Source organism: Bradyrhizobium sp. USDA 241 (assembly GCF_049739505.1).
GTDB classification, from domain to species: Bacteria; Pseudomonadota; Alphaproteobacteria; order Rhizobiales; family Xanthobacteraceae; genus Bradyrhizobium; species Bradyrhizobium liaoningense.
The window spans coordinates 121,708-148,393 of the sequence record NZ_JBMGPZ010000002.1 but is presented as its reverse complement, the minus strand read 5'-3'; the positions used below and the strand labels follow the sequence as shown (position 1 = coordinate 148,393).

Genomic DNA, 26,686 nt, shown 5'->3' with positions numbered 1-26,686 from the left:
GTCTCCTCGGTCTGTGAGTGATGTCATGTGCCAGTCAGCCGGCGTCCGGAAGCGGAGCAGCTGGATTGACGAGACCGGCCGATCGAAGTTCGCGCCAGAAATCGCCGGGTATTGATTGGTCAAGGGCCGCGCGGTCCTCGGCGATACGGCCGGGCCGGCTCGCCCCGGGGATCACGGCGGCGACCACCGGGTTTGCCAGCGCGAACTGCAGGCCTGCGGCCTTCATGCTGATGCCGTAGCGATCGGCGATCACCTTGATCCGCGCCACCTTGTCAAGGATTTCCGGAGGCGCTGGCGCATACTCGAAGTTCGGACCGCCGACGAGCGCGCCCGAACTGTAGGGTCCGCCGACGACGATCGCGAGCTCATGCTCCGCAACCATCGGCATCACCCGCTGAAGCGCACGGGCGTGGTCCAGCAGCGTGTAGCGGCCCGCAAGCAGGAAGCCGTCGGGGCGCGGCTCTTCGAGCGCGAGCAGCAGTTCGATCGGCTCCACCCGGTTGACACCCAGCCCCCATGCCTTGATCACGCCCTCGTCGCGCAGCCGGTCGAGCGCCTTGAACGCACCCTTGCGTGCACTTTCGAAGACCGAAAGCCACTCGTCTCCGTAAAAATCCTGCGCGACGTCATGCACGAAGACGATATCGACATGGTCCGTGCGCAGCCGCTTCAGGCTGTCCTCGATCGAGCGCAACGTCCCGTCCCGGGAATAGTCGTTCACGATCCTGTTCGGACGACCATGCTTGAAGACGCCGCCTTTCTCGCCGAGATCGCGGGCACTGACATCCTCGACCTCGTCCAGGATCAGGCGCCCGACCTTGGTGCTGACGACATAGTCGCTCCGCGGCCGGCCGGCGAGCGCTGCACCCATGCGGATCTCGGCAAGACCTGCGCCATAGAAGGGCGCCGTGTCGAAATAACGAATGCCGTCGTCCCAGGCGGCATTCACCGTCGCGACGGCTTCCTGCTCCGGGATGTCACGGAACATGTTGCCGAGCGGCGCCGCACCGAAGCCCAGTCTTCCCGGCAGAATATCCTTGAGGGCCATGCTGCATATCCTTCGCTGGTAACGGACGGGAGCATCGTCGGCGACCGCGGCAACGTCGACCTCGGCGATCGCACGTTCGGTTTTCGTCACATCGATCCGGCAGGACTGCCGTTCGATGGACCATCACTGGCTCATCCGGCCATTGCGGTATTTCCGATTCCTGCGCGATGACGGACGTATCTTGCTGATCAGGACTGGATCAACTGTTCAAACCAATCGAGTGCATCGTTCAAGCCTTTGTTTTACTTATCTTTTACCTCTTTTAACCGCGCCGGCTCTGGACTTCGCTACTGCGCCTTGTGAGAAATCCGCATCGGCGTGGCAGCGGCCGGGCTGCAACTCACCACCGGATGGAATGATCGCTCGCTCGCGATACGGGGCCGGGATTCGCCGCAACTGAAGCGGAGGTCATGATGGCGCTCGTGACGCACGGAGATCAGAAATATCAGAACAGCGAGAAGCTCGCGGCGGCCAGCGATTGGCCGGGACTGAGCATCGAGCATCGCAAGTTCGAGGCGGGATGTCAGGCAACGCCCGTTCCCATCTGCACCGAGCTCGTCATGCTGCTGTCAGGCGGTGGGATGGTGTGCCGCGCCGGCAACGGCGAAGTCCAGAAGAGCCTCGCGCGGCCGGGGATGAGCTACCTCGTGCCCGTGGGGACGCAGGAGAGCCATCTCGAGCTTTCCGACCGGATGGAATGCCTTCATCTCTATCTGCCGCCGGCGCTGCTGGACCAGAGCGCCCTCGCGGATTTCGACATCGATCCGGCAAAGATCGAGATCGCCTACGCCCACGGCTTGGCGGACCAGGTGCTCTTCCACATCTGTTCGCCGCTTCGTGACCTGCTCCATCGTCCCCGCCAGCCGACCGATGCGCTGTTCGTGGAGGGGATCCAGGTTGCGCTCGCGGCACATCTTCTGGGGAATTATACGACCGACCGCTGGCACGCACCCGACAGGTCGCCGTCGCTCGATCCGCGGCGCCTTCAGCGCGTGCTGGACTATATCGAGGCCTCTCTTGGCGGCGACATCAGGCTCGAGGATCTGGCGGCCCAGGCCTGCCTCAGCCCCTATCATTTCTCACGGCTGTTTCGCGAAGCGACCGGATTGTCACCGCACCGCTACGTCACCGATCGCCGCGTCCAGGCTGCGCGGCACGAACTCGCACGTGATCGCCTGTCCCTGGTCGAAATTGCCCTGGAGTTCGGTTTCGGCTCGCAGGCCAATTTCACGCGCGTGTTCCGCAAGGCCGCAAGTCTCACACCGGGGCAGTATCGCGAATTGTGCTGCGGCCAGGCCGAGGTGAAAGCCGATCGCGACGATATGGCATTCCGCAGGGATTGCGCATGATCCCGCAGGATTCGGGAATACGGCTCAATTTGCATCGTGCAGTGCTGTTACGACGACCAGATACGCGAGGGGATATACTGACATGATCGAGCTTACGGTGAACGGGATCAAGCGCCAGGTCGACGTCGTTCCCGAGATGCCCTTGCTCTGGGTGCTGCGCGACGAGCTCGGCATCACCAGCGCCAAATATGGCTGCGGGGTCGCGCAATGCGGGGCCTGCACGGTTCACATCGACGGAATGGCGGTGCGGTCCTGCCAATCGCATATCGGCGAGGTCGCGGGCAAAACGGTCGTCACGCTCGAAGGCCTGGACAACAAGGACCACCACCCGGTCTTGCAGGCCTGGATCGAACATCAGGTTCCGCAATGCGGCTACTGTCAGACCGGACAGATCATGCAGGCCATCTCGCTTCTTGGATTGATCGCTGAACCAAATGACGAGCAGATCAATCAGGTGATGTCCGGCAATCTCTGCCGCTGCGGTACCTATCCGCGCATCCGCGCGGCGATCCATGCGGCGGCGAAGAAGAAGATGGCGGAGAAGTGATATGGGCCACATGCAGACCCTTTCGCGTCGGGCTTTCGTTTTCGGTTCCGCAGCAATCGCCGGCGGCATTGCTTTCGGCGCCTATAGTGGCGCTGAAGCGGCCGCGTCGAGCGCCGATGACAATCCGCTGGCCGCCGGCCTCGGCGCGAATTCGGTCACCTTCAATCCCTGGGTCGAGATCAGCCCGGACAAGATCACCTGATCGCACAGCACGCCGACATCGGCCAGGGCGTCGGCTCGGTGCAGCCGATCATGATCGCCGAAGAGATGGACCTCGATCCCGGACAGTTCGAAATCCGGTTTGCGGGGCCTAGCCCCGCCTATTTCAACACGGGCTTCGCGGACGAGTTCGCGCCGTTCGTGGCCGCGGACCAAAGCCCGGCCGCAGAGGAAGCGCGCGCTGCCACGCTCGAATGGTTGCGTAAGTCCGGCCTGCAAATGACGGGCGGATCGAGCACGATTCCCGACACCTATCAAAAGCTGCGTGTTGCCGGTGCGATCGCGCGCGAGACGCTCAAGGCGGCTGCGGCCAAACGTTCCGGCGTCGCGATGGCCGACCTTCGCACCCAATCAGGCCACGTGATCCTGCCCAACGGAACCAAGATCGCCTATGTCGCCCTCGCGGCGGAGGCGTCGAAAGTTCCGCCGGTGCTCGATGCGCAGCCGCGCGACCCGTCCAAATGGCGCATGCTTGGCAAGCCGATGATGCGGCTCGACGTCCGCTCGAAAGTGATGGGCGAGCTGAAGTTCGGCATCGACCTGAAAACGGAGGGCATGCTGTATGCCTCCGTCAAGCTGAACCCCAACAAGGGGCAGCCGCTGAAATCATACGACGCCAGCAAGGCGCGATCGATGCCGGGTGTCAGGAATATCCTCGAAATCAAGAATGGCGTGGCGGTGATCGCCACGAACAGCTGGTACGCGATGAAGGCGGTCGACGCCATCGCTTGCGAGTGGGCGCCCTCGGCCTATCCCGCCGAGCAGGCCGACCATTGGAAAGTGCTGGAATCCTCTTTCAAGCCGGAATTTCTGGGCAAGGAGTGGCGAAAGATCGGCGACATCGAAGCCGGCCTGAAGACGGGCAAGCTCGTCGAAGCCGAATATCGCGCACCTTATGTGGCGCATCAGCCGCTCGAGCCGCTGAACGGGATCGGCCTCGTCACCGACAAGGGCATGGAGATCTGGGTCGGCCACCAGAGCCCCCGCTTCGTGCAATGGGTCGCGGCGACCGCGATCGGCCTCAAGCCGGAACAGATCACCTTCCACAATCAGTGGACCGGCGGAAGTTTCGGCCATCGTCTCGAGTATGAGAACGTCCGCGTTCTCGCCGAGATCGCCAACCAGATGAAGGGCACGCCGATCAAGCTCGTGTTTTCGCGCGAGGAGGATTTCCTCCAGGACATTCCGCGGCAGATTGCGATCGCGCGGCACCGCGACAGCGTCGACAAAAGCAGGATCGTCGCCGCTGATCTGCAATTGGCCTCGACGACGCCGCTCAAGGGACTGCTCGAACGTTCGGGCACCCCGTCGAAGGATCCTGACGGGCAATTGGCCGCCGGCTTGTGGAACGTCTATTACGACATCCCCAATTTCCGGGCCACCAGCTACGAGGCGCAGGGACTGTCGCCGAGCACCACATGGCGTTCGGTCGGCGCTTCGACATCAGGCTTCTTCACGGAAAGCTTCATCGACGAATTGATCCATGCGGCTGGTCTCGATCCAATGAAGGCGCGCATCGCGATGTGCACCGTGCCACACTATCGCAAGGTGCTGGAGACTGTCGCGGAGATGTCGGATTGGAAGGGACCGCTCGGCAACGGTCGAGGACGGGGCGTTGCCTTCGTGGAATCGTTTGGCACGCCGACCGCTGAAGTCGTCGAGGTGACGGCCACGGACCGGGGCATCAGGATCGACAAGGTCTGGGTCGCGGCCGATGTGGGCAAGGTCGTCGATCCCGTCAATTTCGAGAGCCAGGTGCAGGGTGGCGTCGTCTGGGGGCTCGGCCATGCGATCAATTGCGAGCTCACTTACGCAAAGGGCGCGGTGCAGCAGACCAATTACAACCACCATGAAGCCATGCGCATCTACCAATGCCCGGTGATCGAAGTTCGTGGGCTGGAGAACGATCCGAAGGTGAGGGGCATCGGAGAGCCGCCGGTTCCGCCGGCCGCGCCTGCGCTCGCCAATGCGATCTTCGCGGCCACCGGAAAGCGCATCCGCGAAATGCCCTTCAACAAGTTCATCGATTTCGTGTGAGGCGAGCCATGAGGAGATCTCTGATTGCGGTCGTCTTCGCAGCTTCGGCCATCGCGGCGCTCACCGGGATCGTTGTGGCCAAGGACGAGGCCGGCAAGGACGTGCTGCCGCCCGGCAGCGTCAGCCGCGCCCAGGGAATGGAAGCCTGGAAGCGGATCGAGGCCGTCGTGACCCATCCCCGGTGTGCCAAGTGCCATGTCGATGCCAAGGCCATACCCATCTGGACCCCGGCCGGCGAAACCAGGCCGCGCCCGCATGGCATGAACGTCCATGGCGGCGAGAGCCGCATCGGTGCGGAGGCGATCCCGTGCTCGACCTGTCACATGACCTCCACCCAGGCGAACGAGCCGGCACCGTCGCCGCCACGTGCCGGTATCGACTGGCAACTCGCGCCGGTGGCCTTCATCTGGTTCGGCAAAAGTGGTGCCGAGATTTGCGCCCAGATGAAGGACCCGAAGCGCAACGGCGGCCGCGACGCCGCTGGCCTCGTCGAGCACTTGCGGCACGATGCATCCTTGAACGGCTTCATCCCGCGGGGCTGGGCGCCCGGAGCGGGCCGCTCGACGCCGCCCGGCACTTTCGAGGATCACGTCAAGGACATGGCGACGTGGGGAGCGGCCGGACAACCCTGTCCGAACTGACGATCGCGCGAGCAGGCGCCGCGTCTACGCCTTCTCCTCCAGCGCGCGGCGCAGCCTTCGGATGATGACGCCGCGGGCGCGGTCGTCGGCGGCGGCTGCGACACGATCGTTGATGTCGAGCATGAGCTCGGACATCTCGTTGTGCCAGTCGAGACGGGTCACGGCCTCCGGCGCGAGCCGCCGGCGATGATCCACGTCGAGCACGCGTGGTTCGGGGGCGGCGAGCTCATAGATATCGTCCAGCATCGGCTGGTAGACCTTGGCCGCTGGAATGATGCGTTCGGCCACGCGCTCGGCGAGCCCTGCAATCGCTCCTTCCTCGCCGTGGACCAGGAACAGCCCGCGGGCGATGGGGCGGCGCGCCGCGATCCAACTCGCCATGCCGGCCCCGTCGGCATGGCCCGAATATTCGTCGATCATGCGGATGCGGGCCGCGACCTTGATCTCCTCGCCCTGGATCCGCACCGCCTTGGTCCCGTTCTGGAGGAAGCGGCCGAGCGTTCCGTTGGCCTGGAAGCCGGCGAGAAGCACGGTCGCGCGCTGGTTCCAGAGCCAGCGCTTCAGATGATGGCGGATGCGGCCGGCGTCGCACATGCCGCTCGCGGCGATGATGATGTGGAATCCGCTGAGACGCATGATCGCCTTGCTCTCATCCACGGTTTCGGTGAATTTGAGATGCGGCGAGTTGAGCAGGCGGGCGGCGTCGACGGCTGGGTCGAGGCTCTCGGAATGCCGGCGGAACACTTCGGTCGCGCGGATCGCGAGCGGCGAGTCGAGGAAGATCGGTGCGGTCGGAATCCCGCCTTGCTCCATCAGATCGACGAGATCGACGATCAGCTCCTGGGTGCGCTCGACCGCAAAGGCGGGAATCAGCAGCGCGCCGCCGGCCGCCGCGGCGTCGCGTACTTCGGCGGCGAGGTGCTTGCGGCGGAGTGCGGGTGTCGTGGCCTCGCGTACCCGGTCGCCATAGGTCGATTCCGAGATGACGTAATCGAAATCGGTTGGCGCTTCGGGATCGGGCTGGAGCAGCTTGGCCTCCGGCCCGACGTCGCCCGAGAGCAGCACGCGCAGCGGACGCGCCGAGCCTTGCTCGGCGATTTCGAGCTCGATCGAGGCGGAGCCGAGCAGATGGCCGGCGTTCCAGTAGCGCGCGCGGACGCCCGGGATCACGTCGGTCCAGCGTTCATAGTCGACCGGGCGAAACGATTGGAGCGATGCAATCGCATCGGCCTGCGTATAGATCGGCTGCACCTCCTTGCGCCCGCGCGAGGCGTTGCGCCGGTTGAGCTGGGTGACTTCCGATTCCTGGATGCTGCCGGCGTCGGGCAGCATGTAGGAGCAGAGGTCGATCGTGCCGCGCGTCGCCAGGATCGGCCCTTCGAATCCCGCGCGCACGAGTTTAGGTAGCAATCCGCTGTGATCGATGTGAGCATGTGTGAGCAGCACGGCATCGATATCGGCGGGGCGAAACGGAAAGGCGCCGTAGTTGAGCTCCTTCAGCGTCTTCTGGCCCTGGAACAGCCCGCAATCGACCAGGAAGCGGCCCGTCGCGGTCTGGAACAGATAGCTCGACCCGGTCACGGTGCGGGCGGCGCCGCAAAATCGAACGGTGATGCTCATGTCGTCGTCTCCGGAAGATGTGTCGTGGCCAGTTCGGACCGCAAGGCGGCCGCGAGAATCTCGTCGAGCGAAATCGCATTGGTCGGATGCGGCACGCTGTCGGTCGAACGGATCGACCGTATGCCGGCCTCGGTGAACGCGGCGATCATCGCGGGTGGAAACAGCGCGTGCGTCACGACCGCATCGACGACCGTCGCCCCCATTGCTCTCAGCGCCTTCGCTGCGGCCGTCAGCGTCGTCCCGGAGGAGACGATGTCGTCCACCATGAGCGCCGGTCGTCCCGAGAGCAGGGCAGGATCGGCAAAGCTGACGGTCACGGAACGATCGCCGTGCCGCGTCTTGCGTGCCACGGTGTGCTGCAACCGCAAGCGGCTCGCGACATCGCTCACCCAGGGCTCGGACTCCATGTCGGGCCCGATCACGACGGTCGTAGGGTCGATGTTGCCGGCCGCCAGCGCCTTTGCGACGGCCGGCATGGCGGACAGGTTCTCCGCTTCGATACCCGGAAACACGGACCGGATGTCGGGAGTGCGATGCAAATGCGCATCGACGGTGACGACGCGGTCCACGGTCGTTGCAAGCAGATTGCCCATGGCGCGCTGGCTGATGGCCTCGCCCGCATGAAATGCAGCGTCCTGCCGCATGTAGCAGAGATAGGGCGCGACCAGGACGAGCCGCTTTGCGCCGCCACGTCGCAGGGCCTCCGCAGCGAAGAGCAGGGTGATCAGCTTGTCGTTGGGCTGATCGAGCGGGGCATAGAGAATCGTGGTGTCACTCGCCGGCGCGACTGCAACGCGCAGTTCTCCGTCCGGAAAGCGGTGCACGGCGATCTCTCCGCAGGCAAGCCCAAGCCGCGCCGCGAGCCGCTTCGCCGCGTCGGCGCCGCACGGCAATGTCTGGAGCGCGATCGTGCTCACGGCGTCGTTGTGCACCTGCAGGGCTTCGTGACCGTTGACGAGGTAACCGGTCTCTTCGGCGGCGGCATCGGCGACCAGATCATGCTCGGGGTGGTCGAAAGTGTAGACGCGATAGAGTGGCTCGCCCTGCTCGACGCGATCGCCGATCTTCTTGAACAGGCGGATGCCGGCGCCCTTGTCGAGCGGCGCCCCGGCGGTGCGGGCGAGGCGGTTCAGGCGCAGGCAGTCGATGGCGGACACGATGCCGTCATGCATCGCCTTGACGTCGAAGCTGAGCGGTCCCAGCTCGTTGCTGCATGTCGACGGACCCTGTGCGTCGATGATCTTCTGCATCTGCTTCAGCGCCGCGCCGCTGTCGAGCAGTTCGCGCGCCCGGGCATAGCCGGCGCCGCCGCGCAGCTTCGGGTCGTATTCCAGGAGATGGGCGGCGAGCCGGAGCGATTTCTCGCGCAGATCGCGCGGCGCGTCGGGCTCGTTGCCGAGCACCGCCATGACGTCGTTGGCTTCGAGCACGGGGCCGATCCCGTTGCCGATCGGCTGGCTTCCGTCGGTCGTGATCACCTCGACCGAGCGGCCGAAGCGGTCGCCGACGAACTCGAACAGCTTTCGCAGCCGCATGGCTTCGACGCCGCCGCTGACCTTCGCGGTCGGCCCGACCGGAATGTCGATCAGCAGATGGGTGGAGCCTGCCGCGATCTTCTTGGACATGATGGAGGCGACCATCTGCTCGCGGGTATCGAGGCTCAGGGGGCGCTCGACCGAGATCAGGACGTCGTCGGCCGGCGACAGGTTCACGTGCCCGCCCCAGATCAGGCAGCCGTTGCAGGCCGAGACGATCGCCTTCATCTCCTCGACGCCGACGTTCACCCGCGCCAGCACCTCCATCGTGTCGGCGGTGCCGGCGGGCGAGGTGATGGCGCGCGAGGAGGTCTTCGGGATCGGCAGGCCATGGGCGGCGACGATCGGCACCACGACCATCGACGTGCGATTGCCGGGGATGCCGCCGATGCAATGCTTGTCGACGACGATCAGGTTCGGCCAGACCAATTGCGTGCCGGCCTGGGCCATCGCCCCGGTGAGGGCGAGAAGCTCGTCGCTGGTGATGAAGCTCGCCGAACCGATCAGGAAGGCGGCGATCTCCATGTCGGAGTAGCGGTAATGCGCGAGGTCGCTGATGATCGCGCCGATCTCGGCCTGGCTCAAGGTCCGTCCGCGGATCTTCGCGCGCACGGCTTCCAGGCTCTCGGGAGGCGTGGCCGGCCTGACCGTGACCGGCGTGCCGACGGCTTCCGCAAAGCGCCGGAATGCAGGTTCGGAGAGGCCGATCTCGTCCGAAGCCGCCAGCGTATCGTCATCCGTGATCAGCAGCGTCGCCAGCAGAACCTTGTCGCCCCGACGAAGCTCGACGCGGCTGAAGCCGCGGAAGATCTCCGCGCGCAGCGCCTTCGAGTGCCGGGAGACGACGACGACGTTCTCACGGCCGGTATCGAGGCGGACGCGGCGAATCTTGAGTTGGGAGTGCGGAAGGTCTGGATGCATGGACAGGCCGGCAGCAGGGAGTTGGGCCTCCATGCTTAAGCGTCCCGGTCCTGATGCTGTTGACCCAGATCATGGCCCGCGGGCCCGGCGGACATGGGCGAGGAGCGTGGCGCGCCGTTACGCGGGCCAGGGCCAGCCGTTACTTCATCGCCGAGCTGATCGAGTTGAACTTGTTGTTGAGCAGCGCGCCGCCCGTGTTGTTCACGACGGTCACGATTGCCAGAGCGATTCCGGCGGCGATCAGGCAATACTCGATGGCGGTTGCGCCATTCTCATCGGCAAGGAAAGACCTCAGCAGACGCATTGCCAGCTCCTGTTCATCCGATCCAATGCATGGTCGCGTCCTAATCGGACTCGTAAATCGATCGAATATGTCTTTGTGCGCGCCGGAAGAATTGGGCTCGCGCGATCGCGACCCCGCTCATACGACGGCATTCATTAAATTAAGGTTCCGTCGATCCGTCCAAATGGTTTCAAATCGGCAGCCCAGGGGCAGCCCCGGCCCAGTGCCCGTCAAGGCGTGATCGTGCGGCCGCTTAACCGATTGTTGAGCCTGTTCGTCAACGGACCGGCAAGGACATCTCCGTCGCGCTTCATCCGCTCCGGCCGTCCGCATTCAGTGCCCGCAGCATGGCAATGCGGGCGAACATCACCCAGCCGCCGCCCGTCTCGGCCGCATTGATCAAGGTCTCGATGGCAGTCTGCCAGTGCGCCTCGTGCTGGACGTCATCGGGCAGGTGCATGATGTAGTCCGCCGCATCCTGAAGCGTGAGCAGCTTGCGCTTGTTGCCCACGCGAACGGGATCGTCGAACGCCGTCGACCAGGGCATGTTAGGCCGGCCGATCGGCGGGGAGAGACATCACGGCGCGATCGCGGGGCGTGATGCTGCTAGCCGGCCTTCTTCGCCCGCGCCGGTGTCCGCACCGGCTTGTCGGCCGCCTTCTTCGGCGTGGTCGCAGCCTTCGCCGCAGCTTCCTTGCCGCCCTTGCCTGATATCGGCAACAGCATCTCGCGCTGGCCCTCGACGCGCTTCTTCGGCCTCTTGCCCTTGACCGTCTCCTTGGCGACCTTCGCCGCGGGAGCAGCGTCCTTCTCGTTCGCGATGCTCTTCTTCAGCGCGTCCATCAGATTGATGACATTGCCGCCGGTCTTCGGTGCGGCCTTCGCGGTGATCGGCATGCCGCTGCGCTTCTTGTTGATGAGATCGATCAGGGCGGTCTCGTAGTGATCCTCGAACAGCTCTGGTTCGAACGCCCCGGACTTCTTCTCGACGATGTGTTTTGCGAGGTCGAGCATGTCCTTGGTGAGCTTCACGTCCTGGATGTCGTCGAAATATTCCTTTTCGCTGCGGACCTCGTAGGGGTAGCGCAGCAGCGTGCCCATCAGCCCGCTGTCGAGCGGCTCCAGCGCGATGATATGCTCGCGGTTGGTCAGCACCACGCGGCCGATCGCGACCTTGTCCATGCTGCGGATGGTCTCGCGGATCACCGCATAGGCATCGTGGCCGACCTTGCCGTCCGGCACGAGGTAGTAGGGGCGGATCAGATAGCGGTTGTCGATGTCGGTCTTGGGCACGAACTCGTCGATCTCGATCGTGTGGGTGGAGTCGAGCGCGATCTCGTCCAACTCGTCCTTGGTGACCTCGATATAGGTGTCGGTGTCGACCTTGTAGCCCTTGACGATGTCCTCGGAGGTCACCTCGTCGCCGGTCTCGGCGTCGACCTTGAGGTATTTGATCCGGTGGCCGGTCTTGCGGTTGATCTGGTTGAACGAGACTTTTTCGGTATCCGAGGTGGCCGGATAGAGCGCGACCGGGCAGGTCACGAGCGACAGACGCAGAAAACCCTTCCAATTGGCGCGGGGGGCCATGGGCTACTCCAGACGCAACAGAGGACGAACGCCAAGGATAACATCGCACAGGTGCGAATCATAGCAACCGCCGGCGCGGAATCTTGCAACGGCGTTAATCGCGGCCTGCGCCGTATTGCCGGACGGGGCCCACGGTCCGGAACATCACCCGACATCACGCGTTGCCCCGGACACTTCATAACCGCGAGGAAGTCGCGGTCATTGCAAGCGACAGCCACAGATTGAGGTCACCATGGCAACCACGCGAGAGCAGAACCGCATCGTGGAAACTCCGACCGAGGCGCGCCAGGGCGAGCCCGGGCCTTCGGTGGCAGCGCTGCTCGCCATCTCGACCGGGCTTGCGATCCTGATCCTCGCCGTCGTCTGGTTCGTCTTCTTCCGGACCTGACCGCCGGATCCGGACGCCGGCTGCCCCGGCTCGCCGCGCGACGCGGCACACTGCGCCCGCCATGCCCCCGGCTCGTCCCGAGGCATGGCGGGCGCAGTCGCATTGGCTTGCGACAGGTTCTATATGACCAAAAAGTAACGTAGGCCGGTTCCCTGCGTTCATATTCAGTTCACGCCGGAATTGCTCATCTCTGGCAGTGTTCATGCAGCCTGTTCTTGCAGCCTTTGGAGAGAAGCGTGCGCCTGCTCGTTGTTGAGGACGACCCCGATCTCAATCGCCAGCTCACCAAGGCGCTGACCGACGCCGGTTATGTCGTCGATCGGGCCTTCGACGGGGAGGAGGGGCATTATCTCGGCGACAACGAGCCCTATGACGCCGTGGTGCTCGACATCGGCCTGCCGAAGAAGGACGGCATCTCGGTGCTGGAGGCTTGGCGCCGCAACGGCCGCACCATGCCGGTCCTGATCCTCACCGCGCGCGACCGCTGGAGCGACAAGGTGCAGGGCTTCGATGCCGGCGCCGACGACTATGTCGCCAAGCCGTTCCACCTTGAGGAGGTGCTGGCGCGGATCCGCGCCCTGCTGCGCCGCTCGACCGGCCACGCCCAGAGCGAACTCAGCTGCGGTCCCGTCACGCTCGACACCAGGACCGGCCGGGTCAGCGTGTCAGGCAATCCGGTCAAGATGACCTCGCACGAATATCGGCTTCTGGCCTATCTGATGCATCATTCGGGGCGCGTGGTCTCGCGCACCGAGCTGGTCGAGCATCTTTACGACCAGGATTTTGACCGCGACTCCAACACCATCGAGGTCTTTGTCGGCCGCATTCGCAAAAAGCTCGACGTCGACATCATCCAGACCGTCCGCGGCCTCGGCTATCTCCTGACCCCGCCGCCAGCGCCGGGGGCTTGAGGCCGAGCGGTCCGGGCTTGACGGCCGCCCTGACACGGGCCTTGGTCGGGCCCATGATCTCCGACGACCTGACTTCCAGCCCCTGCCCGGACTGTTCCGATGGCCGCTAGCTCACTTGCGAACCGACTGTTCTTGTCGGCGACCGCCTGGCTCGTGGTGATTCTGGCCATCACCGGCGTGGTGCTGTCGTCGGTCTACAAGAACGCCACCGAGCGCGCCTTCGACCGCCGGCTCAATCTTTATCTGCGCACCCTCATCGCCGAGGTCGCGACCCCTGACGAGCCGCCGGACCGCCAGTTCCAGTCGCTGGGCGAGCCCTTGTTCGAACTGCCGTTGTCCGGCTGGTACTGGCAGATCACGCGGACCGACACCGAAAAGCCGGAGGTTCGGTCCTCGCGCTCGCTCTGGGACAAGAAGCTGCCGAAGCTGGAGGAGCAGGGCGCCGAGCTCACCGCCGCCGGCATCAGGCTCGCCTATGTCGACGGGCCGGAAGGGCAGAACCTGCGCATGGTGGAACGGCCGGTCGATCTCGGCGCCGATGGCAAATATCTCGTCAGCGTCGCCGGGGACGACACCGAGATCTTCGACGAGACGCGAAGCTTCGACTACTATCTCGGCGGTACCTTCACCGCGCTCGGCATCGTGCTGCTGCTGACGACCGTGTTCCAGGTCCGCTTCGGTCTCGCACCGCTCAAGCGCATCTCGGAGTCGATCGCCGACATCCGCTCCGGGCGGGCGGAACGGCTCGAGGGTGAATTCCCGGTCGAGATCGCGCCGCTGGCGCGCGAGACCAACGCGCTGATCGATGCCAATCGCGAGATCGTCGAGCGCGCGCGCACCCATGTCGGCAATCTTGCCCACGCGATCAAGACGCCGCTCTCGGTCATCGTCAACGAGGCCGGCGCCCACCTGGCCGATCCATTCGCGACCAAGGTGATGGAGCAGGCGGACTTGATGCGCGACCAGGTCGCCCATCATCTCGAGCGTGCGCGCATCGCGGCGCGGGTCTCGGTGGTTGCGACCGTGACAGAGGTGGCGCCTGCCATCGAGGCGCTGCGGCGGACCATGGAAAAGATCCATCGCGATCGTGGCATTGTCGTCGAGGCCAGGGCCGATCCGTCGGCAAAATTTCGCGGCGAGCGGCAGGATCTGGAAGAGATGGTCGGCAATCTCGTCGACAATGCCTGCAAATGGGCGGCCTCGCGCGTCTTGATCGAGGTGCTGGTCGAGGCGCCGCACCAGGCGGGTGCGGGTCCGCGCCTGCGGATCATTGTCGATGACGACGGCCGTGGCCTGTCGGAAGCGGAACGCGCGCAGGTCTCCAGGCGCGGCCAGCGGCTCGATGAGTCCAAGCCTGGATCGGGACTGGGCCTCTCCATCGTGGTCGATCTCGCCGCGCTCTATGGCGGTAGCCTTTCGCTCGGCGCTGCGCCGACCGGTGGCCTGCGTACCGAATTGGTCCTTCCGGGACTCTAGTTCCTTGTTTTAACGTTGTTTTTCGTCCTTGTTGATCTCCGTCTGGTGGAAACCGCGGGCATTCGGACCCACTTCCTAAACGGCTTCTTAAGTGGGGCGTCCTATGATCGCGCCCGGACGCATCCCATGTCCGCCATTTTACCGTGCATTACCCGGGCGCATGAGCCAGACATCGATCGAGCGGCTGAGGGAATATCTCGCGCAGCTCCCGCCGCAGGCGCAGGCCCTGCTGATGCGAGAGTTCGAGCGCGCGCTGGAGCGCGGCCAGGATACGGCCGTCGCGACCCTGGTGCTCGAGCAGCTGCGCAACATCGTCCGCAAGACCGAAGCCGATGAAGCCGCGCCGCCGCGCACGGACGATCTGTCGCGGTTGCTGTTCCAGGTGCTGGAACCGTTCCTGGTCGAGGCGGGCACGCCGATCCGGGTTGGCCAGATTCGCCGCTCTTCGCTCCAGCCGATCTGGCAGTGGCTCGGCCGTGACGGCGCACCGGACAAGGTGAATGAATTCGAGGCGCTGCTGTCGCGCATGCCGGCCGACAATGCTGGGCAGGTCGATGCCCTGGCCTTGAGGCTCCAGGCGGTGGCCGCGGACGCCATCTTCGAGCTGACGGGACCGGGCGGAGGCGACAAGTCGCGCGCTTTGGCCCGTGTCGGCCCGCCGAACGTGATCGAGGATCTCTATTCGATTGGTGCGATACTCCAGGTCCGCGAGGCCATCGCCACCGTGAACGAACGGCTGCCGCGCTTCCTGCGCACCTTCGGCGATCCCCAGATCGCCTCTGTGACGTCGGCGCTCAACATTCCCGCGCTTCAGACGCCGCAGATGCTGCCCTTCGCGCTCTCGATGGTCGTGCAGCGGATGACCGCCCCCTGGCAGATCATCCGCCTCGCCATCAAGATTGCCGCGTCCGACGACGAGATACGAGTCGCGGCAACCCCTTATGGCGTTGCCGTCACGATCGCGCTGCATGATTTGTCCTGCGTGGCCGCGATCCTTCGCATGGACATCAAGCGCGGCCATTTCGACAACGTCGCCGACAATCTCAAGACGCTGCACGACGGCGTGCGCGGCCTGCGCACCGAGCTCGACCTGCGCAATGATTCCGCCTGGGGCAAGCAGTTGACGTCGATCCGCGCCGACATCTCCAATGCGCTGCAGTCCGAGATCGACAGCGTTCCCGGCCGCGTTCGCCGCATCCTGCGCCAGCGCCCCGAGAAGGACATTCCGCCGGGCGCGCGGGTCGACAGCACAGAGGTGGACGAAGCGGTGGCGCTGATCGACTTCGTCGCGACCTGCCGCAACTATGCGAGCGAGCTCGCGATCAACGAGGTGACGCTGCGCACCTATTCCGACCTCCAGCAATACGTGGAACGCTCGACCGAGCAGCTGGTGCAGTCGCTGCGTGCCGCCGATCACAAGGTCCGCACCTATCGGCAGCAGCAGGTGCAGGCCGCGATCCGCTTCTGCCAGGTGCTGTTCGGGGACGAATACGCCTCGCTGATGAGCCGGGCCGCGGAGAACGCACTCACTGGCGAACGCAAATCGTCGCGCGCGGGCTGATTGAGCGCAAATTTCATTGTCGCAATTTCTGGTTGACCATATCGATGGCGCGCCGTACGGTCCCCGAGCAAGTCCGGGGAATTTCTATCTGTGGGCGCATGAAACCCGTTATCAGCTCGATCGAGATCGAGAACCGCGTCATCGTTGCCAAATATCAAAGGCTGATGGTTGGCGCCAAGGTGGTGCTGGTCGAGAAGGCAAGCGATCGGCAACTGCCGGAGACCACCACGAGGGTCGCATCTCGGGTTCCGGTCGGAGCGTTGCGCATCAGATTGCCGGATGCAATCAAGCCGGGAACATACTTCCTGAGGGCCTTCAACGGGCACGGCGAGGACGCGGCGCGAAGCGCGGACTTCGAGATCGGCTAAGCCGTTGGATTTTCAACTCTTCGGGACTGTATGCCGTGCAGCGCTTTGACAATTGTCAATTGCCGCATTGTCCGGCCGTGGTGTAAAGGCACCTATAGGCGCGGTTCGTGCGCTGCCGGAAGCTTGTCAGATGACTCTATGGTTCGTGTTCGCGCTGATGACGGTCGCGGCGATTTTCGCCGTGCTCTGGCCGCTTGGCCGCAGTAGCGGCGCGCAAGATCAGGGCAGCGAGGTCGCGGTCTACAAGGACCAGTTGGCCGAGGTCGAGCGTGACCTCGCCGCAGGACTGATTCCGGCGCCGGAGGCCGAGGCTGCGCGCGTTGAGATCAGCCGCAGGCTGCTCGCGGCGGCAGCCAGCGAGCCCGCAATGGTGCCGAAGTCGAACCTCAAATGGCGCCGTGCGGCGGCCGTGCTGGCGCTCGCCGGCCTGCCGCTCGTTGCGGTCGCCGTCTACATGCCGCTCGGCTCACCCAAGCTTCAGGACTTTCCCCTGGCGCAGCGGGAGCGCGGGTCGGGCATGGCACAATCGCTCGAGAGCCTCGTCGTTCAGGTCGAGCAACATCTGGAAAAGAATCCGACCGACGGGCGTGGCTGGAATGTGCTCGCGCCGGTTCTGGAACGGCTCGGCCGCTTCGACGATGCGGTGCGCGCCTATCGCAACTCGCTCGCCTACAATGGTGAGAGCGCGGAGCGCCGGTCCGATCTCGGCGAAGCGATCTCGGCCGCTGCCGGCGGCGTGGTGACTGCGGAGGCCAAGGCCGAATTCGAGCGAGCACATGCCTTGAACGCCGACGATCCCAAGGCGAATTACTTCCTGGGTCTTGCCGCCGAGCAGGACGGCCGCAAGGACGATGCGGCCAATATCTGGCGCGCGCTGCTTGCAAAGGCACCCGCGGATGCGCCGTGGCGTGCCCTGGTGCAGTCCTCGCTCGCGCGAGTCGGTGGGGGCGGCGCGATGCCGGCGCTGTCCGATGAGACGCTTGCTGCCTCCAAGGATATGGCCGAAGGTGATCGCAACGCCATGGTGCGCGGCATGGTCGATCGTCTGGCCACGCGGCTGAAGCAGAACGGCGAGGACGTCGAGGGCTGGCTGCGCCTGGTGCGCGCCTATCTCGTGATGGGCGAGCGAGACAAGGCCATGGGGGCATCGGCCGATGCCCGGCAGGCGGTCGCCAGCGACGCCGAGCGGCTGCGTCAGCTCAACGACGGCCTGAGGACTCTCGGGCTCGGCGGATGACGATTTCGGGACGAGAGATGCGGAGAACGGATACGCCATGACGCGCAAGCAGCGACGTATGACCATCATCGGCGGCTCGCTCGCCGTGCTCGCGCTCGCGGCCGCGCTGGTGCTCAACGCATTGCGCGACTCCATCGTGTTCTTCTCGACGCCAACCATGGTCGCCGAGAAGCACGTCGAGCCCGGCAAGCGGTTTCGCCTCGGCGGCCTGGTGCAGCCCGGCTCGCTGCAGCGCGGCGATAATCTCGCGGTGACCTTCGAGGTCGCCGACGGCAGTGCCAAGCTGCCGGTTGCCTACAAGGGTATCCTGCCCGACCTGTTCCGCGAAGGGCAGGGCGTGGTCGCCGAAGGTGCGCTCGACTCGAATGGCGTGTTCAAGGCCGATACCGTCCTCGCCAAGCACGACGAGACCTACATGCCCAAGGAGGTCGCCGATGCCCTGAAGAAGCAGGGGCACTGGAAGGACGATTACGGCGGCAAGGCGTCCGAGGGCACCAAGCCTGCAGCCACGACCGCACAGGGCAATCCGCAAGGAGCGATGCGGTGATCGCAGAATCCGGACATTACGCACTGGTGCTGGCGCTTGGGCTCGCGTTGATACAGTCCATCGTGCCCCTGGTCGGCGCGCGCCTGCGCGATGCAGCCCTGATGAATGTGGCACGCTCCACGGCGCTGGCGCAGCTCCTGTTCGTCGGTGTGTCGTTCGCAGCGCTCGTGATGCTGCACGTGAATTCGGATTTCTCCGTCGCCAACGTGTACGAGAACTCGCACTCGACGAAGCCGCTGCTCTACAAGATCACGGGCGTGTGGGGAAACCATGAAGGCTCGATGCTGCTGTGGGTGTCGATCCTCGCGCTGTTCGGCGGATTGGTCGCTGCTTTTGGAAACAATCTGCCGCTGTCACTGCGCGCGCATGTGCTGGCCGTGCAGGCCTGGATCGCCAGCGCCTTCTATCTCTTCATCCTGGTGACGTCGAATCCGTTCCTGCGCATCGCCAATCCGCCGATCGAGGGACGCGATCTCAATCCGGTGCTGCAGGACATCGGTCTCGCCGTGCATCCGCCGATGCTCTATCTCGGCTATGTCGGCTTCTCGATCTCGTTTTCCTTCGCCATTGCGGCGCTGATGGAGGGACGGATCGACGCCGCCTGGGCGCGCTGGGTGCGGCCCTGGACGCTGGTCGCCTGGATCTTCCTGACGCTCGGCATCGCCATGGGCTCGTACTGGGCCTATTACGAGCTCGGCTGGGGCGGCTGGTGGTTCTGGGATCCGGTCGAGAACGCTTCGCTGATGCCGTGGCTCGCCGGCACCGCGCTGCTGCATTCCGCGCTAGTGATGGAGAAGCGCAATGCGCTGAAGGTCTGGACCATCCTGTTGTCGATCCTGACCTTCTCGCTGTCGCTGCTCGGCACCTTCCTGGTGCGCTCGGGCGTCATCACCTCCGTGCATGCCTTCGCCACCGATCCCACCCGCGGCGTGTTCATTCTGCTGATCCTCTGCCTGTTCATCGGCGGCAGCCTTGCGCTGTTCGCGGGCCGCGCCACCTCGTTGAAGCAGGGCGGCCTGTTCGCGCCGATCTCGCGCGAGGGCGCGCTGGTGCTGAACAATCTCTTGCTCACGGTCGCCTGCGCGGTCGTGCTGTTCGGCACGCTCTATCCGCTGGCGATGGAGATGCTCGCCGACTTCAAGATGTCGGTCGGCGCCCCCTTCTACAATCTCACCTTCGCCCCGCTGTTTGCCCTGTTGCTGCTCGCGGTGCCGTTCGGGCCGATGCTGGCGTGGAAGCGCGGCGATCTGCTCGGCGTCATGCAGCGCCTGCTCGCGGCGGGCGTTGCCGGCCTCGTCGCCGTCGCCATCGCCTGGGGCTGGGCAACTGGCGGCAGCACGCTGGCGCCGCTCGCGATCGGGCTCGGCGTCTTCGTCATCGCCGGCGCCGTGACCGACATCGTCGAGCGGACGGGCCTGGTCCGCCTGCCGTTCGCGACGGTGCTGCACCGGGCGCGCGGCCTGCCGCGATCGGCCTGGGGCACGGCGTTTGCGCATGCCGGCCTCGGCGTCGCGCTGATCGGGATCGTCTGCGAGACCACCTGGAACAGCGAATACATTGCGACGATGAAGCCGAACGACGTTGCTCATGTCGCCGGTTACGACCTGAAGCTCGACGGGCTGTTTCAACGCCAGGGCCCGAACTACCGCGAGATGATCTCCGAGTTCAAGATCAGCCGCGATGGCGAGGCGCTCACGGTCATGACGCCGTCGAAGCGCAGCTTCACCACGCGCGGCTCGTCGACGACCGAGGCCGCGCTGCTGACGCGCGGCGCGAGCCAGCTCTACGTCTCGCTCGGTGATGCCACCGCCGAAGGCGCGATCGCCGTGCGCATCTATTACAAGCCGATGGTGTTGCTGATCTGGTGGGGGCCGGTACTGATGGCGTTCGGCGGCGTGCTCTCGCTCTCCGACCGTCGTCTGCGAGTCGGCGCGCCGAAGCCGGCGCGAGCCAAGCAGCGCCTCCAGCCCGCGGAATGATCCTATGCGCCGCATGATGGCCGCGTTCATCGCATTGATGCTGCTGGCCCCGCCTGCGGCCCACGCCGTCCAGCCCGACGAGATCATGTCGGATCCCGCCAAGGAATCGCGCGCGCGGGAGCTGTCGCGCGAGCTGCGCTGCATGGTCTGCCAGAACCAGTCGATCGACGATTCCGACGCCCCGCTCGCACGCGACCTGCGGCTCCTGGTGCGCGAGCGCATCGCCGCCGGAGACAGCAATTCCCAGGTGCTCGACTTCCTGGTGGCGCGCTACGGCGAGTTCGTGCTGCTGAAACCGCGCTTCGAACGGCAGAATCTCCTGCTGTGGCTGCTCGGGCCGGTGCTGCTGATCGGCGGGGCCCTGGCGCTGTGGCTGCAGATCCGGCGCCGCGCGCGAAGCGGTGCAGACGTACCGGCGCCGCCGCTCACGCCCGAGGAGGAGGCGCGGCTCGCCGCGTTGATGTCGGACGATGCCAAATCTTCCTGACGTCCAACCACAAAATGGAGCAAAGGCTGCGGCCGCTGCCGCGCGCTTCATGCTATTTTGACCTTTGTCTGGAAGCTTGTGGCGAGATCGATTCCAGCCTCCGAGTCCTCCCGATGTTCGCGAACAGCAATCTGACGATCCGCTTCCTGGTCGGTGCCGTCGTCGCTGCGTTATTGTTCCTGCTGGGCATCGGCGGCGGCACCGGCTTCATCGCGGTGCTCTATCTCAACAACGAGATCACCAGCCTGTCCTCGGACTTCGCCTCGCTGAGCGGTCCCGTGCGCGACCATGCCATGCAGATCTACCAGCAGGCGCAGACCGCGTTCTCCTGGTTCCTGGTCGCCTGCGGCGTGATCGCTGTCCTCGCCGCCGCGATCTGCCTCACCACCTGGTTCGCCGTGCGCAACGGCATCCTCACCCCCTTGGCGGCGATCGTGCATGCCATGCGCGAGGTGGCCGACCAGAAATTCGAGACCGCCGTTCCCGGGCTCGGACTCACCAACGAGATCGGCCTGCTCGCCGGCGCGCTGGAGGTGTTCAAGACCAACGGCCTCGAGCGACGCCGCCTCTCCGAGCAGCAGCTGCACGAAGCACGGCATCAGGCCGAGCGGTCGAAATTCCTGGACGACCGGATCAGGCGTTTCAACGATCTCGTCGCCAGCGTCGTCGACAGTGTGGCGTCATCGGCCGTGCATCTGAAGACCAATGCCGAGACGCTGTCGCGGACGGCCAACGACACCAGCACCAAGGCCAATGCGGTCGCGAGCGCCGCGAACCAGGCCAGCACCAGCGTGCAGACTGTCGCGGGCTCTGCCGAGGAGATGACGAATTCGATCGGCACGATCAGCCGCCGCGTCACGGACGCGACCCAGCGCGCCGAGGGCGCGGCGTCGCAGGCGGAGAAGAGCCGCGACACCATCCACACGCTGTCGGATGCCGCCGACAAGATCGGCGAGGTCGTCCAGCTCGTGCAAGCGATCGCATCGCAGACCAATCTCCTGGCGCTCAATGCCACCATCGAGGCGGCGCGGGCAGGGGAGGCCGGCAAGGGGTTTGCCGTGGTCGCGTCCGAAGTGAAGAATCTGGCGCATCAGACCAGCAAGGCGACGGAGGAGATCACCTCCCATGTCGCCAGCATTCAGGGCATCACCGCGGAGACCCGCGGCGCGATCGACGGCATCTCCAAGACGCTGTCGGAGATTTCGTCCATCATGTCCGGCATCGAGGTCGACACTGCCCAGCAGCGCAACGCCACGCAGGAGATCACGCGCAGTGCCCAGGACGCCGCGCGCGGCACCCTCGACGTCTCCAACCATATCGTCCAGATCACCTCGACCTCCGCGGAGACCGGCCGGATGGCCGCCGAGGCGCGGGATTCGGCGGTTGACCTGTCGCAGCAGGCCGAGACCCTGAAGCGCGAAGTCGACGAGTTCATCGTCAGCGTCAGGGCGAGTTGAGAGCCAAATATCGCGCTCGGGCGCAGTTCCAGGAATTCGGTTAAGTTCCTGTAGAACCACGATTTTCGACGTGCGCTGAACTGCCGCATCCACGCACCCCTTCATTACGAAAGTTTAACCCCGCCGCCAGCGCACGGTAAGGCGCGAGCCCCCATGTTCAGGTCCGTAAGGTGCTGGCATCCCGCACCAAAGGAATTCAAGGCCCTGGAGATTTCTGCATGACCGAGCGTCCCGACCTTTCGAACCTTCCGTCGTACCGGCAGCCGCGCCGGTCGGTGTTCTCTGCGCGCAAGCTTGCGCTGATGGCCTCGGTCGTCGCCGGCCTCGGCGCGGCTGTCTACGGCTTCAGCCCTTCGACCTCGCCGGCGGACCTGTTCTCGAGCCCGGCGCATGCGCAGGTCAACAACGAGGTTCGACAGGTTGAGCGTCCCGTCGGTTTTGCCGATATCGTCGAGCGGGTGAAGCCGTCGGTGATCTCGGTGAAGGTCAACATCAAGGAGAAGATCGCGAGCAACGATGACGGCGATGATTCCACCTCGCCGTTCCAGCCGGGCTCGCCGATGGAGCGCTTCTTCCGCCGCTTCGGCGGTCCCGACGGTTTCCCGGGCATGAAGGGAGGTCGTGGCCGCGTCGTGCAGGGCCAGGGCTCCGGCTTCTTCATCTCGGCCGACGGCTATGCCGTAACCAACAACCACGTGGTCGACGGCGCCGACAAGGTCGAGGTCACCACCGATGACGGCAAGACCTACACCGCCAAGGTGATCGGCACCGACCAGCGCACCGACCTCGCCTTGATCAAGGTCGAGGGCGGCTCGAACTTCCCGTTCGCCAAGCTCGCCGACAGCAAGCCGCGGATCGGCGACTGGGTGCTTGCGGTCGGCAATCCCTTCGGCCTCGGCGGCACCGTGACCGCGGGCATCGTTTCGGCCAGCGGCCGCGATATCGGCAACGGACCCTATGACGACTTCATCCAGATCGACGCGCCCGTGAACAAGGGCAATTCCGGCGGTCCCGCCTTCGATACCAACGGCGAGGTGATGGGCGTCAACACCGCGATCTACTCGCCGTCCGGCGGCAGCGTCGGCATCGCGTTCTCGATCCCGGCCAACACCGTCAAGAGCGTGGTCGCGCAGCTGAAGGACAAGGGCTCGGTCAGCCGCGGCTGGATTGGCGTGCAGATCCAGCCCGTGACCTCCGACATCGCCGACAGCCTCGGCATGAAGAAGGCCGAAGGCGCGCTGGTGGCGGAACCGCAGGCCAACGGTCCGGCGGCCAAGGCCGGTATCGAGTCCGGCGACGTGATCACGGCGGTCAACGGTGAATCCGTCAAGGACGCCCGTGAGCTCGCCCGCACCATCGGCGGCATGGCGCCCGGCGCGACCGTGAAGCTTAACGTGCTCCACAAGGGCCAGGACAAGGTCGTGAACCTCACCCTCGGCCAGCTGCCGAATACGGTCGAGGCCAAGGCCGACAAGGATAGCGGCAAGGGTGCCAATCGTGGCACCGACGTGCCCAAGCTCGGCATGACCGTGGCCCCCGCCAATTCGGTGGCCGGCGCCGGCAAGGAGGGCGTCGTGATCACCGAGGTCGATCCGAAGAGCGCCGCGGCCGAACGCGGCTTCAAGGAAGGCGACGTGATCCTCGAGGTCGGCGGCAAGAGCGTGGCCACCGCGGGCGAAGTCCGTGATGCCATCAACGCAGCGCGGACCGACAACAAGAACAGCGTCCTGATGCGCGTGAAGAGCGGCGGCCAGTCGCGCTTCGTCGCGGTGCCCCTCGCCAAGGGCTGAGGCCATCAGGAGGCCTACGAGATGAAGGGTATCGCCGGCATCAGTCGCCCCCGCCGCCGGTGCCCTTCGGGGAAGCAGCGCAACGCTGGCTTCCCCTGTCTACCTTCCGGTGGAATTACGCCCCCCTCCGTCGGAAGGCCTAGGGCGGTGAGGTCCCCCCAGCTTCACCGCCCGCCTTTTTCCTGCTTCGACACTGTCCCGCTCGGCTTGCATGCCGTTGCCGCTCGCGCCATGTTTAGAGAAGGGTGACCTCCTTGACCGCCGCCGAACGCACGATGCGCCTCCTCATCATCGAAGACGACCGCGAATCCGCCGACTACCTCGCCAAGGCGTTTCGCGAAGTCGGACACATTGCCGACCACGCCGCTGACGGCGAGGAAGGCCTCGCCATGGCCGAAAGCGGCGATTACGACGTGCTGGTGGTCGATCGCATGCTGCCCAAGCGCGACGGCCTGTCGCTGATCGGCGCACTGCGCGACAAGGGCAACACGACGCCGGTGCTGATTCTCTCCGCGCTCGGGCAGGTCGACGACCGCATCAAGGGCCTGCGTGCCGGCGGCGACGATTATCTGCCGAAGCCCTATTCTTTCGCCGAACTCCTGGCCCGTGTCGAAGTGCTGTCGCGCCGCCGCGGCGGCCCCGCCGAGGACACGCTCTACCGCGTCGGCGACCTCGAGCTCGACCGGCTGTCGCATCGCGTCGCCCGCGGCAAGGACGAGCTGACGCTCCAGCCGCGCGAATTCCGCCTGCTCGAATATCTGATGAAGCACGCCGGCCAGGTGGTGACGCGCACCATGCTGCTCGAGAACGTCTGGGATTATCATTTCGATCCCCAGACCAACGTGATCGACGTGCACATTTCGCGGCTCCGCTCCAAGATCGACAAGGGTTTCGAGCGCCCGCTGCTGCACACGATCCGCGGCGCCGGATACATGATCCGTGACGGGATCAGATAAGGCCCAGTGATTGTTTCACTTTTTCAAGCGTCATGATTCTGGATTGCCGGATTGGCCAGATCCGATCCTTCCGGCCTCTGATCGCCGCAGGGGATGAGCCCACTTAATCGCGCACCCGAAGATCGGTGGCGATGAAATGCGTAGTGGTTGGAGCGCCTGATGCGTCGAAGCTGCGGATCGCATCCTGGATGACACGGTCAGCGTTTGTGACGCGCTGGTGTTGCCTAAGGTGCTCGAGCCACGAGGCTACCTTGAATGTCTCGAGGTAGCGACCGCTCGTGGCGGCGTCTTCGAAGAGATCCCACGAATAGGCCCCGTCGCGCCGTCGTTGCTGCTCCAGGCCAGCGATCGCATGCAGAAACGATTCTCGCTTGGCCGGATCGATCCGGTATTCCACCGTGATCAACACGGGACCGCGATCACTGTCGGGATCGTTCGAGAAGACTGGTGCGGGCCAATGCATTGAAGGCGCGAGATCCTGCCCCGCGCCTGATTGGAGCTTCCATCCCCAGGTGAGCGCGATCCCGGCGATCGCGGCGGCTGCGGCCGCAAAGTGGGCACCGGGCAAGCCCACCGGGGAGGCAAGCTGTCCCCAGAAGGCGCTGCCAGCGGTCATCGCGCCGAAGAACACCGTTACGAACATCGCCAGTCCTCGTCCGCGCACCCAATCCGGCAGGGAGACCTGAACGGATACGTTCAGCGAAGACAGGACGGCGATCCAGGACATGCCGGCGAGAACGTACCCGAGCAGTCCCATCGCGGGCCGCTGCGCGAGGCCTATCAGGACGAGACTGACCGTCGTGCCGAATGTGCCTGCAGCGACCAGACGGTCAGCGTCAAGGGCGGCTTTGGCCGCCGGCAGCGCGAAAGCTCCGATCACTGCACCAACTCCGATTGCGCCGAGCAGGATGCCGTAGAGCGCCGGACCGCCCGCGATCTGGTCGCGAGCGACGAGAGGAAGCAGCGCCCAATACGCGCTCGCGCAGAAGAAGAACGCGACAGCTCTGACGAGCGTCGCGCGGAGCTCTCTATTGTACCGGACGTGACGCAAGCCGATGAGCATAGCGCCCAGTAGCCTCTCCGGAGGAAGCCGGCTCGCCTGTGATGACTGCGGATTCCACCAGAGCAACGCCCCGATCACGGCGAAATTGCTGAGGGCGTTGATCCAGAATGGAGCAGCGATACCCAGAACGCCGATCAACGCGCCGCCGAGGGCCGGACCGATTGCGCGGCTGACGTTGACCCCGACCCCGTTGCTCGCCACTGCTGCTGGCAGGGCCGGCTTCGGCACCAGTTCAGGCACGATGGATTGCCAGGCCGGGGCGGTAAGCGCGGCGCCCACCCCAAGCGCGAATGTGAAGAAGAGAAGCATGGCCGGGCTCATGAGCTTCATCCAAACCAGAAGCGCACTTGCTGCCGCGACCACGGTCAGGGCGATCTCGCAGCCGATCAGGAAGCGGCGCTTGTCGACGATATCGGCCAGCGCCCCGGCCGGGAGGGCAAACAGGAACATCGGGAGACTGCTCGCGACCTGAACCAGCGAGACGATGAGCGGATCGGGACTGAGGCTCGTCATGAGCCAGCCGGATGCCGCGTTGTACATCCACGTTCCAGTATTGGCGATGACAGTGGCGATCCAGACGACACTGAAGGCCCTGTGCCGAAAAGCTATCCATGGGGAGGCGCTGACGGCCTCCTGGGACTCGGGCTTTTCGGTAGGAGGCATGCTGCTCAACTGACTT

General features: G+C 65.0%; 24 protein-coding genes and 1 pseudogene. 17 read left to right on the top strand and 8 right to left on the bottom strand.

What is annotated here, in order from left to right:
• Nucleotides 1-34 precede the first annotated feature (34 nt).
• Nucleotides 35-1,048, bottom strand: coding sequence for an aldo/keto reductase (locus ABIF91_RS01665; RefSeq protein WP_028177851.1), 1,014 nt, complete (start codon nucleotides 1,046-1,048; stop codon nucleotides 35-37).
• 413 nt (nucleotides 1,049-1,461) lie between these two features.
• Between ABIF91_RS01665 and ABIF91_RS01660 the strand changes: the two genes are divergently transcribed.
• From ABIF91_RS01660 to ABIF91_RS01640, 5 genes are all read left to right on the top strand, one after another.
• Nucleotides 1,462-2,397 (top strand): helix-turn-helix domain-containing protein, encoded by a 936-nt coding sequence (locus ABIF91_RS01660; RefSeq protein WP_050994998.1) that lies wholly within the window; start codon nucleotides 1,462-1,464, stop codon nucleotides 2,395-2,397.
• An 82-nt stretch (nucleotides 2,398-2,479) separates the two neighbouring features.
• On the top strand, nucleotides 2,480-2,944 hold the full coding sequence (locus tag ABIF91_RS01655) for a (2Fe-2S)-binding protein (RefSeq protein ID WP_162832008.1): 465 nt from the start codon (nucleotides 2,480-2,482) through the stop codon (nucleotides 2,942-2,944).
• 1 nt (nucleotide 2,945) lies between these two features.
• Nucleotides 2,946-3,146, top strand: a complete 201-nt coding sequence (locus ABIF91_RS01650; RefSeq protein ID WP_424578715.1) for a hypothetical protein — start codon at nucleotides 2,946-2,948, stop codon at nucleotides 3,144-3,146.
• A gap of 50 nt (nucleotides 3,147-3,196) precedes the next feature.
• Nucleotides 3,197-5,200, top strand: coding sequence for a xanthine dehydrogenase family protein molybdopterin-binding subunit (locus ABIF91_RS01645; protein WP_424578714.1), 2,004 nt, complete (start codon nucleotides 3,197-3,199; stop codon nucleotides 5,198-5,200).
• Between the two features lie 8 nt (nucleotides 5,201-5,208).
• On the top strand, nucleotides 5,209-5,841 hold the full coding sequence (locus ABIF91_RS01640) for a hypothetical protein (protein ID WP_424578713.1): 633 nt from the start codon (nucleotides 5,209-5,211) through the stop codon (nucleotides 5,839-5,841).
• Between the two features lie 24 nt (nucleotides 5,842-5,865).
• On the opposite strand, the gene ABIF91_RS01635 is transcribed toward ABIF91_RS01640, so the two are convergent.
• The 6 genes and pseudogenes from ABIF91_RS01635 to ABIF91_RS01610 form a co-directional block, all read right to left on the bottom strand.
• Entirely contained in the window at nucleotides 5,866-7,461 is a 1,596-nt protein-coding gene (locus ABIF91_RS01635; RefSeq protein ID WP_028177854.1) for an MBL fold metallo-hydrolase, read from the bottom strand.
• Entirely contained in the window at nucleotides 7,458-8,378 is a 921-nt protein-coding gene (locus tag ABIF91_RS01630) for a ribose-phosphate pyrophosphokinase (protein WP_035675992.1), read from the bottom strand. Before ABIF91_RS01630 ends, ABIF91_RS01635 begins: the two co-directional genes overlap by 4 nt.
• 12 nt (nucleotides 8,379-8,390) lie before the next feature.
• Nucleotides 8,391-9,917: pseudogene (locus tag ABIF91_RS01625) on the bottom strand (thymidine phosphorylase family protein); the annotation flags it as partial.
• A gap of 139 nt (nucleotides 9,918-10,056) precedes the next feature.
• Nucleotides 10,057-10,221 carry a Flp family type IVb pilin gene (locus ABIF91_RS01620; RefSeq protein ID WP_028177856.1) on the bottom strand — a complete coding sequence of 55 codons (165 nt, stop codon included), beginning with the start codon at nucleotides 10,219-10,221 and terminating at the stop codon, nucleotides 10,057-10,059.
• 289 nt (nucleotides 10,222-10,510) lie between these two features.
• Nucleotides 10,511-10,747 (bottom strand): hypothetical protein, encoded by a 237-nt coding sequence (locus tag ABIF91_RS01615; protein WP_028177857.1) that lies wholly within the window; start codon nucleotides 10,745-10,747, stop codon nucleotides 10,511-10,513.
• A gap of 59 nt (nucleotides 10,748-10,806) precedes the next feature.
• On the bottom strand, nucleotides 10,807-11,787 hold the full coding sequence (locus ABIF91_RS01610; protein ID WP_028177858.1) for a Ku protein: 981 nt from the start codon (nucleotides 11,785-11,787) through the stop codon (nucleotides 10,807-10,809).
• A gap of 232 nt (nucleotides 11,788-12,019) precedes the next feature.
• On the opposite strand from ABIF91_RS01610, the gene ABIF91_RS01605 reads away from it, so the two are divergent.
• The 12 genes from ABIF91_RS01605 (at nucleotide 12,020) to ABIF91_RS01550 (ending at nucleotide 24,944) form a co-directional block, all read left to right on the top strand.
• Nucleotides 12,020-12,175, top strand: coding sequence for a hypothetical protein (locus tag ABIF91_RS01605; protein WP_162832009.1), 156 nt, complete (start codon nucleotides 12,020-12,022; stop codon nucleotides 12,173-12,175).
• 236 nt (nucleotides 12,176-12,411) lie between these two features.
• Nucleotides 12,412-13,086: a response regulator transcription factor gene (locus tag ABIF91_RS01600; RefSeq protein ID WP_011085905.1), complete on the top strand. Its 675-nt coding sequence runs from the start codon at nucleotides 12,412-12,414 to the stop codon at nucleotides 13,084-13,086.
• A 99-nt stretch (nucleotides 13,087-13,185) separates the two neighbouring features.
• Nucleotides 13,186-14,562: a sensor histidine kinase gene (locus ABIF91_RS01595; protein ID WP_028177859.1), complete on the top strand. Its 1,377-nt coding sequence runs from the start codon at nucleotides 13,186-13,188 to the stop codon at nucleotides 14,560-14,562.
• 160 nt (nucleotides 14,563-14,722) lie between these two features.
• Nucleotides 14,723-16,123 carry a hypothetical protein gene (locus ABIF91_RS01590; RefSeq protein WP_028177860.1) on the top strand — a complete coding sequence of 467 codons (1,401 nt, stop codon included), beginning with the start codon at nucleotides 14,723-14,725 and terminating at the stop codon, nucleotides 16,121-16,123.
• A gap of 98 nt (nucleotides 16,124-16,221) precedes the next feature.
• Nucleotides 16,222-16,491 (top strand): hypothetical protein, encoded by a 270-nt coding sequence (locus ABIF91_RS01585; protein ID WP_028177861.1) that lies wholly within the window; start codon nucleotides 16,222-16,224, stop codon nucleotides 16,489-16,491.
• Nucleotides 16,492-16,621: 130 nt separating this feature from the next.
• On the top strand, nucleotides 16,622-17,728 hold the full coding sequence (gene ccmI / locus ABIF91_RS01580; RefSeq protein ID WP_028177862.1) for a c-type cytochrome biogenesis protein CcmI: 1,107 nt from the start codon (nucleotides 16,622-16,624) through the stop codon (nucleotides 17,726-17,728).
• A gap of 37 nt (nucleotides 17,729-17,765) precedes the next feature.
• Nucleotides 17,766-18,275, top strand: coding sequence for a cytochrome c maturation protein CcmE (ccmE, locus tag ABIF91_RS01575; RefSeq protein ID WP_028177863.1), 510 nt, complete (start codon nucleotides 17,766-17,768; stop codon nucleotides 18,273-18,275).
• Nucleotides 18,272-20,254: a heme lyase CcmF/NrfE family subunit gene (locus tag ABIF91_RS01570; protein WP_035676003.1), complete on the top strand. Its 1,983-nt coding sequence runs from the start codon at nucleotides 18,272-18,274 to the stop codon at nucleotides 20,252-20,254. The genes ccmE and ABIF91_RS01570 overlap by 4 nt, the downstream gene beginning before the upstream one ends.
• Nucleotides 20,255-20,258: 4 nt before the next feature.
• Nucleotides 20,259-20,741, top strand: a complete 483-nt coding sequence (locus ABIF91_RS01565) for a cytochrome c-type biogenesis protein (RefSeq protein ID WP_028177865.1) — start codon at nucleotides 20,259-20,261, stop codon at nucleotides 20,739-20,741.
• A gap of 113 nt (nucleotides 20,742-20,854) precedes the next feature.
• Nucleotides 20,855-22,198, top strand: coding sequence for a methyl-accepting chemotaxis protein (locus tag ABIF91_RS01560; protein ID WP_028177866.1), 1,344 nt, complete (start codon nucleotides 20,855-20,857; stop codon nucleotides 22,196-22,198).
• A gap of 218 nt (nucleotides 22,199-22,416) precedes the next feature.
• Nucleotides 22,417-23,988, top strand: coding sequence for a Do family serine endopeptidase (locus ABIF91_RS01555; protein ID WP_028177867.1), 1,572 nt, complete (start codon nucleotides 22,417-22,419; stop codon nucleotides 23,986-23,988).
• A gap of 275 nt (nucleotides 23,989-24,263) precedes the next feature.
• The gene (locus ABIF91_RS01550; RefSeq protein WP_035676010.1) at nucleotides 24,264-24,944 is read left to right on the top strand and encodes a response regulator transcription factor; all 681 of its coding nucleotides are present in this window, start codon (nucleotides 24,264-24,266) and stop codon (nucleotides 24,942-24,944) included.
• 103 nt (nucleotides 24,945-25,047) lie between these two features.
• On the opposite strand, the gene ABIF91_RS01545 is transcribed toward ABIF91_RS01550, so the two are convergent.
• Nucleotides 25,048-26,670, bottom strand: a complete 1,623-nt coding sequence (locus tag ABIF91_RS01545; RefSeq protein ID WP_424579071.1) for an MFS transporter — start codon at nucleotides 26,668-26,670, stop codon at nucleotides 25,048-25,050.
• Between the last annotated feature and the right edge of the window lie 16 nt (nucleotides 26,671-26,686).

Coding starts and splice junctions, on each gene's coding strand:
- ABIF91_RS01665 (WP_028177851.1), bottom strand. CDS start 1,048: ATGGCCCTCAAGGATATTCTGCCGGGAAGACTGGGCTTCGGTGCGGCG.
- ABIF91_RS01660 (WP_050994998.1), top strand. CDS start 1,462: ATGGCGCTCGTGACGCACGGAGATCAGAAATATCAGAACAGCGAGAAG.
- ABIF91_RS01655 (WP_162832008.1), top strand. CDS start 2,480: ATGATCGAGCTTACGGTGAACGGGATCAAGCGCCAGGTCGACGTCGTT.
- ABIF91_RS01650 (WP_424578715.1), top strand. CDS start 2,946: ATGGGCCACATGCAGACCCTTTCGCGTCGGGCTTTCGTTTTCGGTTCC.
- ABIF91_RS01645 (WP_424578714.1), top strand. CDS start 3,197: ATGATCGCCGAAGAGATGGACCTCGATCCCGGACAGTTCGAAATCCGG.
- ABIF91_RS01640 (WP_424578713.1), top strand. CDS start 5,209: ATGAGGAGATCTCTGATTGCGGTCGTCTTCGCAGCTTCGGCCATCGCG.
- ABIF91_RS01635 (WP_028177854.1), bottom strand. CDS start 7,461: ATGAGCATCACCGTTCGATTTTGCGGCGCCGCCCGCACCGTGACCGGG.
- ABIF91_RS01620 (WP_028177856.1), bottom strand. CDS start 10,221: ATGCGTCTGCTGAGGTCTTTCCTTGCCGATGAGAATGGCGCAACCGCC.
- ABIF91_RS01615 (WP_028177857.1), bottom strand. CDS start 10,747: ATGCCCTGGTCGACGGCGTTCGACGATCCCGTTCGCGTGGGCAACAAG.
- ABIF91_RS01610 (WP_028177858.1), bottom strand. CDS start 11,787: ATGGCCCCCCGCGCCAATTGGAAGGGTTTTCTGCGTCTGTCGCTCGTG.
- ABIF91_RS01605 (WP_162832009.1), top strand. CDS start 12,020: ATGGCAACCACGCGAGAGCAGAACCGCATCGTGGAAACTCCGACCGAG.
- ABIF91_RS01595 (WP_028177859.1), top strand. CDS start 13,186: ATGGCCGCTAGCTCACTTGCGAACCGACTGTTCTTGTCGGCGACCGCC.
- ABIF91_RS01590 (WP_028177860.1), top strand. CDS start 14,723: ATGAGCCAGACATCGATCGAGCGGCTGAGGGAATATCTCGCGCAGCTC.
- ABIF91_RS01585 (WP_028177861.1), top strand. CDS start 16,222: ATGAAACCCGTTATCAGCTCGATCGAGATCGAGAACCGCGTCATCGTT.
- ccmI (WP_028177862.1), top strand. CDS start 16,622: ATGACTCTATGGTTCGTGTTCGCGCTGATGACGGTCGCGGCGATTTTC.
- ccmE (WP_028177863.1), top strand. CDS start 17,766: ATGACGCGCAAGCAGCGACGTATGACCATCATCGGCGGCTCGCTCGCC.
- ABIF91_RS01565 (WP_028177865.1), top strand. CDS start 20,259: ATGCGCCGCATGATGGCCGCGTTCATCGCATTGATGCTGCTGGCCCCG.
- ABIF91_RS01560 (WP_028177866.1), top strand. CDS start 20,855: ATGTTCGCGAACAGCAATCTGACGATCCGCTTCCTGGTCGGTGCCGTC.
- ABIF91_RS01555 (WP_028177867.1), top strand. CDS start 22,417: ATGACCGAGCGTCCCGACCTTTCGAACCTTCCGTCGTACCGGCAGCCG.
- ABIF91_RS01550 (WP_035676010.1), top strand. CDS start 24,264: ATGCGCCTCCTCATCATCGAAGACGACCGCGAATCCGCCGACTACCTC.
- ABIF91_RS01545 (WP_424579071.1), bottom strand. CDS start 26,670: ATGCCTCCTACCGAAAAGCCCGAGTCCCAGGAGGCCGTCAGCGCCTCC.